This is a genomic window from Pontibacter pamirensis (assembly GCF_010015475.1).
Lineage (GTDB): Bacteria > Bacteroidota > Bacteroidia > Cytophagales > Hymenobacteraceae > Pontibacter > Pontibacter pamirensis.
Map to the genome: position 1 here is coordinate 15,265 of NZ_SSNI01000030.1, position 14,365 is coordinate 29,629.

Sequence of the window (14,365 nt, forward strand, 5' to 3'; positions counted from 1 at the left end):
TAATTAGCGTCGGCTGTGGTCCGCGTTGTTTGGTCTTTCTTCATCTTCACCCAAAGGCTGATCTCCGCTTCTGATACCGTTCACACTATCATCCATGGCAGTATCACTGCCTTCAAACTCAAAACCTGGCCCCTGAGCACTCGCCTCTACGTTTTCATCCGTGTTGGCTCCGTAACCGGTCCTTTCGTTGCCACCAATGTGCAGGTTCTCCAGCTTGTCTTTCTGCCCCGGTCGTTCTGTAGTTCCGTCAGGCCCCATGTTACGCTTGGCAGAAGGGTCCGGATGGTTGCCCATGCCTACACGCTGCTCGTAATCGCTGTTTATATTATCTTGTTCGTTGTTTGGATCTTCTTCTTTTTTGCTCATAACTCAGTTTGTTTTAATACCCTTATGTATACGCTGCCTAGTGCCACATGTTTGGAATACACAGGTTCAGTTTAACATAATTAATCAACTATATACATGCTACCTCCCGCTGCTATCGTTGAGGTCCCAACTGTATGTATAGTAGCCCAACCGGTGCCCCTGCGGCAAAGCATGCTGACGGTACCGGTTTATGTAGGCCGCTATAGATGGTGCCTCCTGCAAAAAGTCCTGCTCATACCATTTAAATATCTCCGAGACCAGCACCTTTTTAGCGCTATCCTGCACTTTTATAAAGTCGGGGCTTTGCAGTGTTTGCCTTGCCTGTGCTTCCAGTTGTGCCTCTACCTGTGCAGGAGTGTAGGCTTTGTTCAGAAGCGGCGGGCAGGACTTAGCAGCACACACTAAAGAAAAGTGAACGCGGGCGTCTTTATAAGTGGCCAGTAGCTTTTGCTTTTCCAGTTCATTCAGGGTAAGGCGCTCTCCTGCCACGTTAAACTGCTGCTTATCAAAAAAACCTGGAACATCCATCACAGATTTAAGAGGGTAATTTGATAATACCTGCTGTAACACCAGCACATTGTAGGCATTGATATAAAAGGCTTTTCGTTCTGCAGCGGGAGCACCTTTAATATTATAGCGCGCTATCTGTTGCACCAATCGCTGCAGTTCCGCTTTGTCTTTTTGCAGGCTCCTGTAATCTACCTGCCCCTCCGTTACATGCTTTTGCAGAAGCCGTGACAAGGCTGTGTAAAAAGCATCATCAGTTACGGTCGCCGTACTTAATGGTACTGCAGCCTGAGCTGGCATGTTACCCATTATAAGGCAGCACAGGAGAATCGAAATGTTGTATAGGATGTTCTTTTTCATTGTTGCAAGAGTTAGCTACGGGCTTTGTTTTGCACACCTACAACAACTACTGCGCCGTTCTGTTATCTTTGCAGCAAAAAATACCAGGTTATGGCACCACTGTTGCTAAATAATCGTTAGGCAGAAATCAGGAATAGAACAGCAGCTTATGAAATTTACAAAAATATATGACCCTCGCGAGATGAACTCTTACCAGTTTGTGGCGGCAACCGGCTTAGTCATGACCTTGGTGGCGAACATTATCATGCTACTCATCGGCAAAAGCATGCACAACTTTGAGGCGCTTTACCTGTGCTGGGTAGTGTTTTTTGGCTTAGGCACCATTGCAAACTTCAATAGCAACCCCGACGACCACGATCACCACCACCACCATTAACGTACTGCTGCTACTTCAGAAACGATAGCAGCGCCTCATGAAAACGCTGTGTGGCGGCTATATGCGGGATATGCCCTACTCCCTGCAACTCTACCAGTTTAGCATTCGGAATGGCCCGGGCTGTTTTCTTTCCCAACTCCGGATACTGCCCATGCTCCTGTAGCTTCCGCTTGTCTTTTATATACCCTTTCCCCACTATGGTTCTGTCCTCCTGCCCTATCACCAGGAGTGTAGGCACCTGCAGCTGAATAAATTCATACACGACCGGTTGCTGATAAATCATGGCATACGTCAGGGCTGAGGCCTCGGCCACCTTCGGATAATCCGAGTGCCCGATTTGCGCTGCAGGCACCTTCACCCACTCGTTATAGGCTGGTTTCCATGATGTATAGTAGGATTGGTGGTAGCCGCGGATACTTTCCTCTGTGCGTTTGAGCTCTGCCTGGTACAGCTCCTCCAGATTTTTGTAAGGCACAAACAATCTGTAATCCTCCAACCCAATTGGGTTTTCCAGCACCAGTTTCGAGGTCATCTCCGGGTACAGCAGTGCAAAGCGTGTGGCCAGCATGCCTCCCATGGAGTGCCCGACAACCGCCACCTGCTGCACACCTAAGTGCTGTAAAAGCGCCTTCGTATTCTCCGCTAGCTGGTGAAAGTTATAGTATACCTCCGGCTTGTCAGACTTACCAAAGCCTATCTGATCCGGCACGATAACGCGGTAGCCGTTCTCGGTCAGGAATTTTATGGTCTGCGCCCAGTAAGCCCCAAAAAAGTTCTTGCCGTGCAGCAGCAGAACTGCCGGAGGGTTTTGTATCTGCCTGGCAGGAGGCACATCCATATAAGCCATTTTGTATTGCTCGCCTTCCACGCTAACGGGCAGGTATTTCACTTCATAGGGGTAAGTATAGCCATCTAGCGTCGCGTTAAGCGTGGCAGGCACCTGGGCCTGTAGCGGCAGGCATAGCAGCCAGCACACACAGAGGGCACATATACTTCTGATAGTATTGTTCGTTTTCTCCATTTTTTCGGGTTGTACCGCTATAATTTACTACGGAAACTTCAGATGGGTTTAAAACAAAAAAACCTGCCACCTGGGGTAGCAAGCTTTTCAGAACAAACAATTTATACGAACCAATTTTACTGCACAAGAATCTTTTTTGTGTGGTACTTGTTGCCCTGCGCAATCTGCAGGTAATAAATACCGCGCCCGAAGGGGGTCAGGTCTATCTGCCGGTTATAGTCCCCCGACAGCTTCTCCACGGTATCAACAAACACTTCTTCTCCGTTTCTGTCCATCACGCTTACCTTGGTGGTGCCTTTGTCCTGGAGGCTAAAGTTCAGGTTAAAGCGCCCATCGTTCGGGTTGGGGTAGAAGTTGATTTCTTCTACTTTTAACGCCTCTTTCTTTTTAGTTTCCACGGCAGCGCCCGCCTCTTTCAGTACTTGTTTGTCTTCCGGCTTCATGTCCTCCACGGTGGCTTTCATGAAAATCATGATGTGTGCACTTCCATGGTCAAGCTTCAGGAAATCTGCTTTAACTTCTTCTTCATTGCCATTCTCATCTATTCTATAAACTTTATTTTTACCTGTCTTCTCATCTTTTATCACTTTAAGCTGAATCTTTGTTTCTCCCGGAGAAAGCAAGGAATCAATACTGATGGCACTCCTGCCTTTATGGACCACAATGCTTCTGATTTCATGAGGCTTCAGGGCTGCAATTGTTTCGCTACCGTGCCGCAGCCGGAATACGTTGCCTGCTGAATCTTTTACTGATTCAAACAGGACGTTGGGATGCAAGGTGCGGAATTTGACTACATCCCCATCCTTTACAGACTCTACTCGCTGGAAGTGCATGGCGCTGTCTCCTTTGTGGTTTAAAATCCTGCTTCCTTTTATCGAGCGGGCGAAGATGGTATCCATCTTATGGCTTCTGATACGTTCAAGCAGTGCTTTGTGATCTGCGCTGCTAACTTCACCGTCCAGCTTGTAGACTTTGAGTTTGTCGCCATGTAAAACACGAAACGCTGCGGTGTCCATTCTCAGGCCCTCCACATTAATAAGTGCTTTTCTGATGTCAGTAATGGCTACTGTAGTATCGAACTTAAGCGTACCAGCTATACCCTTGTGTAGGCGCCTCATCAAAACCGTATCCGCCCTGATGCCTTTAACGGACTGAAGGAGCTGTGCATGGTCTGCTGCCTGCACCGTAGTGTCCGTCAACTGCATTTTCCCGTTTACCTCTTTCATCATCCTGATACGCAGGGTCTTTGTTTTCTCTGTTTCTGCATCCTGTGCAGCTAGCTGGTGGAGGGGGAAAAAGGCCAGTAAAAAAGCGATGGCCATCTTTACCACATGCAAGAGAAGCGTAGTTACAGTATTCATCTTTTTGTCCTTTTAAATTCTTGTTCAAACTTACGCCGTTTCGCGCCTCATTTTAGTTAAGGCAAGGTTAAAGTCTGTTAAAGAAATGTTAAATAAGAGGAAGGCTGCCAACTACTGTAAACATATGGTGGTGGTTGATAATACCGTCCGAAGTTCATACCTTATACTTGGCATTACCTCTTTCTGTATCAACAACTTAAATTTTTGCTACTGCATCTGTTAAAGCATTATCTAAAAGGTTAAAGAAAAGTTAAAGTCGAGCGCAGGGAGTTTCAAAAACGTACATTTGTTTTGTGAGCAAGCATATTATCATAGGCGTTATCGTGCTGATGAGCATCTCCCTGCTGGGTGTAGTAGGGCTGCAACTGTATTGGATTAACGACGCCATCAAAGTAAAGCAGGAGCAGTTTGACCGCAGCGTGAATACAGCGCTCACGAAAGTGGTGGAGAAGCTCGAAACACATGAAGCCGTTTCGGTGGTGGCGCACCAGATGGCATCCCTTAATAAAGAAAATCCAACTCTTTTACCGGACACAGCGCATGCCCCAGCGTTAGCAACAGAAGAAAAACACCCGGATACACCTTCGAAACCTGCAAAAGTCACTAAACCTGCTAAGCAAGTTCTGAAACCTCAGCCTGAAACGCCTAAGTCTACCGCCCTTCCATCTCCCTCCAAAAAAGAAACGGTAACAGCACATCGGGTAACCTATAATAATAACTTGCAAAAGGGTGAACCGGCAGACTTCATCATTATATCTCCGGATGGAAACATAAAATTTGACAACGGCAGAGTTACTCACCCTCTTGGGCGAAAGAACCTGAGAGACAATAAAGCAGAGGCAACCGCTCAGGTTATAGCCGCTTCTCCAATTTTCTACTCCTATCTCGATCGAGTAAAAGATTTGCCGGATACCATACATTTCAGGAATCCAGTTCTTGGGAAAGCCTATTCAATAGACTCTGCATTTCAGTGGGATAAAACGCTGGAATACAGAAAAATCGCTGATTCAGCAGCTATTTTGCTTCGGACACATCATACCCCACCCCTCCATATTTCTGTTGATACGCTGCGGTTTCTCGCAGCAGAAATGGGCAACCTGAAACATCAGAAAAGGATACCTATAACGTTTGAGCCTGCTGCTATATCCTCTGTAAATGTGCGCAACGACAGCATCTTTATTTACCGTACCGATACGGCAAGGCAGGCATACTTCCGCCGTGGCGCTACAGCCCGATCAGGAAACGCAGCCCGCGCCACCGTCTGGAGAGAAGCTACGCCGATGAGGATGGAAGCGCCATTGAAGGTTACTGCAAAGCTACAGGAGACGAAGGTGGCCACACCAACAAGAGTGACGACCAAAGGCAAGGACGGCGCAGTGAAACCCGCCAGATTGCCACATGCCAGAACAGACGCCTCCAATATTGAAAAAATAGAAATTAAGAAGGATAAGCTAAACGATGTAGTACAGAAAATGGTAGTGGAGTATGCGGTGAAAGACGAGCCTCTGCAGGAGCGCCTGAACCTGCACGGCCTGCAGCCACTGCTGAAGGCGGAACTGCAGCAACAGGGCATTCAGCTTGATTTTGGCTTTTGGGTCGTAGCGGGGCAAACCGATACAGTGGCCGCGCAGAACTTGAGCGCCATCCGGCATCAGGCCTTACCTAGTTACAAAGCTACCCTCTTCCCGAACGATATTTTTGATAAGCCGGATTACCTGGGTCTTTACTTCCCCGATAGTAAAGCCTATGCCTTGAAATCGCTGTGGGGGATGTTGTCGCTTTCGGTCCTATTCACGCTGGTAATCATCGCTACCTTCGGCACCACCATTCACATCATCTATAAGCAGAAGAAGCTCTCGGAGATGAAGAACGACTTCATCAACAACATGACGCATGAGTTTAAAACACCCATCGCCACCATTTCATTGGCTACAGATTCCATTGCAAACCCGAAAGTATTCGAGAACCCGGACAAGATACAGTATTATACCCGCATCATCCGGGAGGAAAACAAGCGGATGAATGCACAGGTAGAGAACGTGCTGCAGATAGCGTTGCTGGAGAAAAATGAGTTTAAGATGAACCTGCAGCCGATTGATGTGCATGCACTTATTATCAAAGCCATTGAAGGTATACGCCTGCAGGTGGAGCAGCGCCTGGGGCAGGTAAATGTGCAACTGGATGCCCTGCAGCATGAGCTACTGTCTGATGAGGTGCACCTCTACAATGTGATCTGCAATCTCCTCGACAACGCAAACAAATATTCACCTGCATCACCTGACATACAGCTTGTAACAGAAAACGTGAACGGGGGCATTCTGATTGCCGTGGAAGACAAAGGCATAGGCATGAGCAAGGATACGCAGCAGCGGGTGTTCGAAAAGTTTTACAGGGTACCAACAGGCAACCTGCACAATGTTAAAGGCTTCGGCCTTGGCCTGAGCTATGTGAAGGCGATTGTACAGGCGCACCACGGAGACATCAAATTAAAGAGTGAATTAGGAAAAGGCAGCCGGTTTGAGATTTTTTTACCATTGATTTAATTCAGTTATTCAAATATGCAGGAACCATGGCAGAAACAGTGACGAAAATACTTTTGGCTGAAGATGACCCAAACTTCGGCATTGTGCTGCGCGACTACCTTGAACTGCACGATTATGAAGTTACCCTTTGCGTCGACGGTTGCAAAGGCCTTACTGCTTTCCGGAAAGGCACTTACGACCTTTGCATACTCGATGTAATGATGCCGGAGAAGGATGGCTTTACGCTTGCGCGGGACATAAAGAAACTCAACCCAAACGTGCCGCTTATCTTTCTGACTGCTAAAACCTTGAAAGAAGATATGCTGGAGGGTTTTAAAATAGGTGCCGATGATTACATCACCAAGCCGTTCGACTCTGAAGTACTGCTCTGCAAGATAAAAGCCATTCTTAACCGGAAAGCCGGAGCAGGAACGGCAAAACCTGAACAATCAGAATTTATGATTGGGCAGTATATTTTCCAGCCAAAGCTGCGCCTGCTTACCCGGAAAGAGCAGGAACAAAAGCTTTCTCCTAAAGAAGCTGACCTGCTGCGCATGCTGTGCCAGCACCTGAACGATGTACTACCCCGCGAAGAAGCCCTGCATCAAATCTGGCACGAAGACAGCTACTTTACCGCTAGAAGCATGGATGTGTACATCGCCAAGCTTCGGAAATTCCTGAAAGAAGATTCTACTGTAGAAATCATCAACATACACGGGCAGGGTTATAGGTTATGCGTACACAACGGTGCCCAGCTTTAGTTTTGCTGCAGCTATAACATACGCTGCAGCCCCTGTCTCTTGTGTTGTCAGTTCCTTTTATCAACAAACTTAATAGTTTGATTCCTCCTTTTTCACCACTAAGCCTCCCACTATTTTATACGCCTCTTTTATTCCAGATTGACAGACTTTTATAGCTTTATAAGGAATTTATATACCAAAAAATAAATACTTTTAAAGTAATAATACCTGTTCAGATATTATTATATATTTGGCTTCTGTAAGGCACGTTCATCTTCCTTTTCTGGAATATCTCTTTTGATTGGCAAGCGCCAAAAGGTGCTGCCTAGGGGTGGTGCGTCTGGTTTTGAGCTATTTGAATATTTATACATTAACTTAATTAGCCATGAAAAAACTTTTACTATTCGTCATGCTCTGCGTTGTCTTGACAAGCTGCGGACCTCAGATTTACCAGGCTGCCTCTTTCAAGGAGGAAAGCAAGAACCACAAGGTAGTGGCTATTATGCCTTTCGAGGTGCTGATAGAAGCCAGAAAATTACCGAAAGGTATAACACATGAGATGCTTGAAGAGCAGCAGCGTGACTATGGCTATGGCATGCAAAGCGATGTGTATGGCTATTTTCTGAGGCAAATGAGTAAGAACCGTTACACGGTAACTTTCCAGGATGTGCACAAAACGAACGCCATATTAGAGGATGCCGGCATCACGTACGAAGAATTGCGCAAAGCCTCTAAAGAAGAAATCTGCGAGATACTGGGTGTGGATGCCGTTGTATCTGGCAATGCTACAATGGCAAAGCCTATGTCTGACGGTGCAGCCATTGCTGTAGGGCTTTTGGTTGGTGCCTGGGGGCCAACAAACTCTGTAAACACTACCATTACCATACACGAAGGAGCGAAAGGCGACCTGATGTGGAAGTATGATTACGTAGCCTCCGGAAGCGTAGGCAGCAGCAGGCAATCACTTTCCAACGCCCTGATGCGTAACTCATCCAAGAAATTCCCTTATAAGAATCAAAAATCTTAACAAGGTCATCAGATAGCATAAAAACGGCCCCTGCATTTATTACAATGCAGGGGCCGTTATATTTAAACGAGTTTAGGCTACCGCAAAGCAGTAGCCCAATACTTAACTAAACATTAAACTCATTATTAAAATGTAAATCCGACAGATGCTTTCACCACACGATTAAAGGTATCGAAACTGCGATTGTCATCAACGCTGTTGAGGCCGTAATCGTAGCCGGCGCTCAGGTTAAAGCCATTGGCGAATTTATAACCAAGGCCACCTGTTACAGCCACATCAAATTCACGAAAGCTGCTTTTCACATCAAACTCCTGATTTAGTGCCCTGATTCCTAAAGCACCTGCCTCTGTTCTCACTTTATTAGAGATAAGGTAAGAAACCTGCGGACCGGCAAAAATATGGAAGCCCTCTCCTACATAAACCTTGGCCAGCACAGGTAAATCCAGATACTCAGCCCTATTGGTGATAGTAACGTTTGTATTCAGAAAGTCAAGCTGCTCTACTGGAACTTTGCCTGTCAGCACGGTACCTTTTTGCGAATACTGCAGCCCCGGCTCAATTTCGAAGCCCGGTAGTATCGGAATGGCTACATAGCCACCTGCATGAAATCCTGTGCGCATTTGCCGTGAAAAAGAACCACCCGACATGTCAGCTAAATCCTGCAGGCTCTGCATAGTTTCACCTTCCCAATCTGCCAGGTTTACACCTGCTCTTATCCCGAAACGCACCGTTGATTGCTGCTTCTGCGTGTTGTATGGTTGTGATGGATTTATATATCCCGGTCTTTTTTGTGCACTCGCATCGCTTACTGCAAAGCCTAACGCAACTGCCATCAGTAGAAATATCTTTTTCATGATTGTAGTCTTTTTAACATACCCTATAAATTTCTAAGCTGCGCTGCTTGATTGTGAAGAATGGAATAACCGTGCCAGAAAGGTTCCCTTGATGCCTGCCCTATGTAAATTAAATTGCAATTAGTTCATTATCAGATAAATAATTTTAATTATAAATATGAATCTGATATTAAACGGAGGAATTTATAATGATTACCAAGCCTTTTTTAAGGCGGAGAGAGTAGACGAGTGATAGACTCAAAGAAAGACTGGCGCTAAAGCTGTAAGGAAATTAGAGGTATACGATACAATTATATACTTGTGAACAGTTGCCCACACCATGTAAATACTGAATCGGCAAAGATTAAAATAGTAGCTTTGCAGCCGCAACAGAAGGATACAAGAGATGAACGAAAAAACACAGGTGCGACTGAAGCAAGTAGCCGTGCACCGGGTAGGTAACAAAGCAAAAGACGAAGGTGTAGTGGCCTCGAAGGAAGTGGTGGATCTACGTGATGAGCAGCTGTCGGACCTGCTGCTGAACTACTTTCTGTCCCCTTTTAAGCAAGAAGAATTCTTCCGGTTTACGCATACCTCCGACATTGCCCTGAATGAGATGTTCGCCTATTCCGCCCTGATTTTTAGTGAGCCCGCCAAGTTCTTTGAATATTCCGTGCATATCCTAAACCACCTGTATGAGCAGTCGGACCACCCGAAGGTAAAAAGCGGTGAACTGTACGTGGTGCATTTTGCAGGTTGCTTGATGGAAGACGATTTTGTGGAGGCCGTTGGTATTTTTAAATCAGAGAATAAAGATACTTTCCTGACTTTCCAAGACAACAACGATGACCTGAACGTGGATTACCACTCCGGCGTTAACCTGAAAGGCGTAGACAAAGGCTGTATGATATATAACATGGAGGCCGAGGATGGCTTCAGAGTAAAATTAGTAGATGCCAACAGTACCGATGCCGTTTTCTGGAAGGAGGATTTCCTGAACGTGACGGAACTGAAGGACACGAACTTCAACACGAAGGCTGCTCTGAACCTATGCAAGGATTTTTCGGAAGAGGTGTTCGCTAAAACTGAAAGCAAAAAAGCACAGGTCGATTTTATCAGCCGCTCTGTCGACTATTTCTCAAAGAGTGAGACATTTGACCTGGAGGAGTTCACCAGCAGCGTGATTGATGAACCGGAAACAAAAGAGCGCTTTAAAGACTATAGCCAGGCATTTGCCGAAGAGCGCGACATAGAAGGCTTTGCAGACTTTGCCATCAACAAAAACACGGTGCGCAACATGAAGCGCAAGTTCCGCAACTTTATAAAGCTGGATACGCAGATAGAAATCAAGTTCAGCGGTTATAACCCTGAACAGAGTGAGCAGTATGTGGAACGCGGCTTTGACCAGGAACGGGGCATGCACTTTTACAAAGTATACTTCCACAGCGAAAGTTAACGCCAGCTGTAGAACTATCGCTAGAGCGGCTTTGTTAAAAAACCTTCAGTGACGTATAAAACGGAACGAAAATTGTTCTGCAACACCGGAAGATAAAAACCGATAATATGAAGAGAATAGCCTTTGCTTTATTTTTTGCACTTGCCACTACGGCCACTTTTGCACAAGGCCCTGCTGTTTCACAGCAGGAGGCTACAGCCGCACAGGCAGGTTCTAAATCACTTGAGCAGCGTGCGAACGAGATTACAATAGGTATGGCCAAACACCTGCGCCTTACCCCGGACCAAACTCAGAAGATAAAAGCTATAAACCTCAAAAGCATGCAAAATGCGGAGGAGGCCAAAATAAAGTTTCAGAGAGACCCCCAAAAGATTGTAAAGCAGATGGACGTAATCAGCCAGTCCAGGATTTCTCTGATAAAAGACGTGTTGACGCCACTGCAGTTTCAGCAGTACCAGCAGCGACGAGAAGAAAAAATGGGCGTGCCGCGCGAAGCACAGAGCAACCCCTCGTCGCGGCATGAGAGTTCACTAAACCAGGAAAGTTACTAATCAAAAAGCATGGCAACTGCCATGCTTTTTCTCTTCTAAATGACTTATACTCAGGCGGCGCCTGCCGTGTCTGCTGGTTGGTTGATTACTTTTTCGGGTGTTACCTCCTGCTGCGGTGGTGGCACAAGGCGCAACTGCTGGTGGGCTGTTACAATTGTTCCGGGAGGGCTGAACAGCATACGGAACACCTCTTTTACTGATTTAGTGTGCTTCAGATCCTTCACCAGATCCACCCATTCATGAAATACCAGGTACACGGGGTTAAATGATGTCACAGGCTTGGTAAGGCCATAGACAGGCTTCTTTTCCTCCGGTACAAAGGTGCCAAACATCCTGTCCCATATAATAAAGGTGGAACCGTAGTTCTTGTCTATATATTCAGGGTTAGTGCCATGGTGTGCGCGGTGGTGCGATGGCGTCACGAAGATATACTCGATGGGCGCAGGCATCTTCTTTACCAGCTCCGTGTGCACAAAGAATTGATACAATACCGCCACCTGGTGGCATATGAAGAACGTGAACGGATCTATACCGAGTAAGGGCACCGGGATAAAAAATATAAACTTGATATGCTGCGTCCAGCTGGTGCGGAACGAAACAGAGAAATTCATTCTTTCGGAAGAGTGATGCGTGACATGGGTTGCCCACCAAAAGCGTTGCTCATGCGCAATACGGTGTGCCCAGTAACGGCAAAAGTCCACGGCTACGAAGCAGATGATAAACCCCCACCATTCTCTTGGCATGGCCCAGGGTACCATGTTATAGACAACGAGGGCTACACCAAAGAGCCAGATTTTAAGCACACCACTGAGAATTGTGTTTACTGCCCCAATGGTTAAGGCCGAGACAAATTCTGTTTTATGATAGTAATTACGTTTTTTGTAAACGCCCACAATCCACTCCACCACCACCGACAGCACAATAACCGGTATGGCATAGTGCATTATGGTAAGGTCATCGAGTTGCTGTAGCTCATCAAACGTAAATATCTGTTTTTCCATAGCCTGCTTCTTCCTGCTTGTACCATCATTAGAACGTCCAAAGGAGTAAAGGGTTAAGCAGAAAGCGGCATAAGCGGAGCCAATGGAAAGGCCGGATGAAGGGAAATCACCAAGTCAATGGTTAAGCAGCGGTAACAAAAGTCTTGCTTCTATTCCCATAAAAACCTGGGCTTCGTACCTTTGCAGAAAACTTATCATGCGCATCAGAAAGAAAGTAAAGGCTCCGGTACCCGCAAAAGGCTCCCGCTTCACCGCGTTAGATATTTTTGTAAAAGCCGCTGAGAAGGAAAACTGGACCGAACAGGAGATTCAGTTTGTGATAAATGAGGTTGTAGAAGCCCAAAGTGATGAGGAGGGGCTGGAGATACTGCAGGACTATAAGTTGTAACCTGTGAAGGTGTGATTTTTTTTTACACCCCCAGCTTTCGCAGGGCCAGCAGGCAGAGGGCCACAGAACCGGAAACCTGTATTTTACCTTCCGATATCATATCGGCGACCTCGTGAAGCGGTATCTTCAGTACTTCAATCGCTTCTGACTCGTCCAGGTCCTGCGCTGCTACTTTTTTAACATTGCGGGCCAGGTAGTAGTACATCCTGTTCGTGTCTTTGGTGGGGTTATCTGTCACCTCGAGCAGCAGTTCCACCTCATCAATTGTATAGCCTGTCTCCTCCAGCATCTCCCGTTTGGCGGCTTCAGTGGGTTCTGTTTCGTTTTCATCCACCACTCCACCAGGTAATTCAATAAATATGTCACCGGCCGCATGCTTATACTGCCGCACAAAGATTACATGGTTGTCTTCAGTGAGCGGGAAAACGAGCACTACATTTGGCCGCACGCTCACATAATAGTCATCCATCTCTAGCCCGTTGGGAAGTGCTACGTGGTCGCGGCGCAGTTTGTACCACTTCTCATCTACTACCATTTCTGACTTTAGCACCTTCCAAGGTGCCGGGGTATGTACTTTGTTTTCCATTTAAATAAAGCTTGCCGCAAGTTAAGTTTTATCCCTTTTAAAACAGCAATGCCCGCTGTAATAGCGGGCATTGCTTAAAAATTTATACAATTTTCCGGTTTACCTTTTGATAAGAGGTATACTTGCTAGAATCATTTCCTGCCGTTCTGCCCCACCATATACTCATTTTTTCCCGCCACCTTCTGCTGTACCGCCTCCTGCCAATCCTGGCCTGTAGCCGAAAGAAGCTCTGACTGGTTCCACTGCTGCGCTTTCCGCAGTACCTCGTCCACCTCCAGGATGTAAATTTCGTGGCCCGGCTGTTCGGTTACACTCAAGCCGCAGGAGCGCAGCATAGCTTTGATGGCAGCATGGTTAGGTGCCCACCAGTTGGTAATATCCCCGGCCATCTTCTTTTCAATAAAAGCCATCTTTGGCCAGCTTTCCTCCAGCATACGCTGGCGGTCGTTTATCTCGAAATCATCTGGTGTTTCTGTGTCTCCAGCACCGGGCATCGTTAATGTCTGGAACACCATCATGCGGCGGGTTTTCTGGGAGAGGATATCCAGGGAGAGCAGTGGGTAGCGCAGGTGGTACAATACCCCCATATACCACACCAAGTCGAACTGCCGGTCCAGGCGGGCGACATCATACACCTGCATTTGCTTCAGTTCAATTTTATCTTCTAGGCCAAACTGTTTGGCAGCCCACTCGGCTTGCCGCAGGTAGTGCGGGTCTACATCAATCCCCAGCACATTCGCACCACGTTTAGCCAGTTCTATAGAATAGAACCCAGCGTTGCAACCAATGTCCAGCACCTCCCAGCCCGACAGATCAGTTGGAATATGCGGCTCCAGTTCCTGCCATTTGAAAGAGGGGAAATCACCTAAAAAATGATTCGGTGCTGTTTCTTCTCCGTTTGGCAAGTGCAAATTATGAAACCATGGTCCTAACTGTTCTATTTCCTGCATAATTGATTTTAAATTCTAAAGAATAACTCCTGCTATAAGTACGACAACGCAGGAGCTTGTGATAAGGTTAGAGGCTGATGCGTTCTCCCCTACAAGTACTTGATCAGGTTGGCTTTTATCGCCAGCCTGTCTCCTTCTGTATCTGACCTCTCCAGCCCTACATCTGTAAAGATGATTCCGTCGCCTCCGGCCTGCTTCGCTTTCTCAATCATTTTTGCCTTTACCACCTCCACATCATAATCCACCACTTTGTCATTCGTCATTTTGCCGATAACTTTATATTATCTTTTGCATCGTAGAATACCGCTTGGTTCATATGA

General features: G+C 46.6%; 16 protein-coding genes. 7 read left to right on the plus strand and 9 right to left on the minus strand.

The genetic code is table 11. The annotated features are described in order from the left end of the window. Positions 1 to 3: 3 nt before the first annotated feature. Entirely contained in the window at positions 4 to 366 is a 363-nt protein-coding gene (locus E1919_RS19790; protein WP_162055158.1) for a hypothetical protein, read from the minus strand. A 99-nt stretch (positions 367 to 465) separates the two neighbouring features. Continuing rightward, entirely contained in the window at positions 466 to 1,233 is a 768-nt protein-coding gene (locus E1919_RS19795; RefSeq protein WP_162055159.1) for a DUF547 domain-containing protein, read from the minus strand. A 148-nt stretch (positions 1,234 to 1,381) separates the two neighbouring features. Between E1919_RS19795 and E1919_RS19800 the strand changes: the two genes are divergently transcribed. Continuing rightward, positions 1,382 to 1,609 (plus strand): hypothetical protein, encoded by a 228-nt coding sequence (locus E1919_RS19800; RefSeq protein ID WP_162055160.1) that lies wholly within the window; start codon positions 1,382 to 1,384, stop codon positions 1,607 to 1,609. A 10-nt stretch (positions 1,610 to 1,619) separates the two neighbouring features. On the opposite strand, the gene E1919_RS19805 is transcribed toward E1919_RS19800, so the two are convergent. After that, complete coding sequence (locus E1919_RS19805) at positions 1,620 to 2,630, minus strand: alpha/beta fold hydrolase (RefSeq protein WP_162055161.1); 1,011 nt, start codon at positions 2,628 to 2,630, stop codon at positions 1,620 to 1,622. A gap of 116 nt (positions 2,631 to 2,746) precedes the next feature. Further along, on the minus strand, positions 2,747 to 3,991 hold the full coding sequence (locus E1919_RS19810) for a T9SS type A sorting domain-containing protein (protein WP_162055162.1): 1,245 nt from the start codon (positions 3,989 to 3,991) through the stop codon (positions 2,747 to 2,749). 293 nt (positions 3,992 to 4,284) lie between these two features. Between E1919_RS19810 and E1919_RS19815 the strand changes: the two genes are divergently transcribed. From E1919_RS19815 to E1919_RS19825, 3 genes are all read left to right on the plus strand, one after another. Then, entirely contained in the window at positions 4,285 to 6,534 is a 2,250-nt protein-coding gene (locus E1919_RS19815; protein WP_162055163.1) for a sensor histidine kinase, read from the plus strand. Between the two features lie 38 nt (positions 6,535 to 6,572). After that, entirely contained in the window at positions 6,573 to 7,274 is a 702-nt protein-coding gene (locus E1919_RS19820) for a response regulator transcription factor (RefSeq protein WP_237144672.1), read from the plus strand. Positions 7,275 to 7,638: 364 nt separating this feature from the next. Continuing rightward, positions 7,639 to 8,280: a hypothetical protein gene (locus E1919_RS19825; protein ID WP_162055165.1), complete on the plus strand. Its 642-nt coding sequence runs from the start codon at positions 7,639 to 7,641 to the stop codon at positions 8,278 to 8,280. 125 nt (positions 8,281 to 8,405) lie between these two features. On the opposite strand, the gene E1919_RS19830 is transcribed toward E1919_RS19825, so the two are convergent. Beyond that, positions 8,406 to 9,134, minus strand: coding sequence for a porin family protein (locus E1919_RS19830; RefSeq protein ID WP_237144679.1), 729 nt, complete (start codon positions 9,132 to 9,134; stop codon positions 8,406 to 8,408). 385 nt (positions 9,135 to 9,519) lie between these two features. On the opposite strand from E1919_RS19830, the gene E1919_RS19835 reads away from it, so the two are divergent. Beyond that, the gene (locus E1919_RS19835; protein ID WP_162055166.1) at positions 9,520 to 10,569 is read left to right on the plus strand and encodes a nucleoid-associated protein; all 1,050 of its coding nucleotides are present in this window, start codon (positions 9,520 to 9,522) and stop codon (positions 10,567 to 10,569) included. 107 nt (positions 10,570 to 10,676) lie between these two features. After that, positions 10,677 to 11,120 carry a hypothetical protein gene (locus tag E1919_RS19840; protein WP_162055167.1) on the plus strand — a complete coding sequence of 148 codons (444 nt, stop codon included), beginning with the start codon at positions 10,677 to 10,679 and terminating at the stop codon, positions 11,118 to 11,120. A 50-nt stretch (positions 11,121 to 11,170) separates the two neighbouring features. Here the strand turns inward: E1919_RS19840 and E1919_RS19845 are convergent, their stop codons facing one another. After that, entirely contained in the window at positions 11,171 to 12,121 is a 951-nt protein-coding gene (locus tag E1919_RS19845) for a sterol desaturase family protein (RefSeq protein ID WP_162055168.1), read from the minus strand. 196 nt (positions 12,122 to 12,317) lie between these two features. Here E1919_RS19845 and E1919_RS19850 point away from each other — a divergent pair, with 196 nt between their 5' ends. Next, positions 12,318 to 12,509, plus strand: a complete 192-nt coding sequence (locus E1919_RS19850; protein ID WP_162055169.1) for a hypothetical protein — start codon at positions 12,318 to 12,320, stop codon at positions 12,507 to 12,509. 22 nt (positions 12,510 to 12,531) lie between these two features. Here the strand turns inward: E1919_RS19850 and E1919_RS19855 are convergent, their stop codons facing one another. The 3 genes from E1919_RS19855 to E1919_RS19865 form a co-directional block, all read right to left on the minus strand. After that, on the minus strand, positions 12,532 to 13,095 hold the full coding sequence (locus E1919_RS19855) for an NUDIX hydrolase (RefSeq protein ID WP_162055170.1): 564 nt from the start codon (positions 13,093 to 13,095) through the stop codon (positions 12,532 to 12,534). 131 nt (positions 13,096 to 13,226) lie between these two features. Beyond that, entirely contained in the window at positions 13,227 to 14,045 is an 819-nt protein-coding gene (locus tag E1919_RS19860; RefSeq protein ID WP_162055171.1) for a TIGR04290 family methyltransferase, read from the minus strand. An 89-nt stretch (positions 14,046 to 14,134) separates the two neighbouring features. Continuing rightward, positions 14,135 to 14,308, minus strand: coding sequence for a hypothetical protein (locus tag E1919_RS19865; protein WP_162055172.1), 174 nt, complete (start codon positions 14,306 to 14,308; stop codon positions 14,135 to 14,137). Between the last annotated feature and the right edge of the window lie 57 nt (positions 14,309 to 14,365).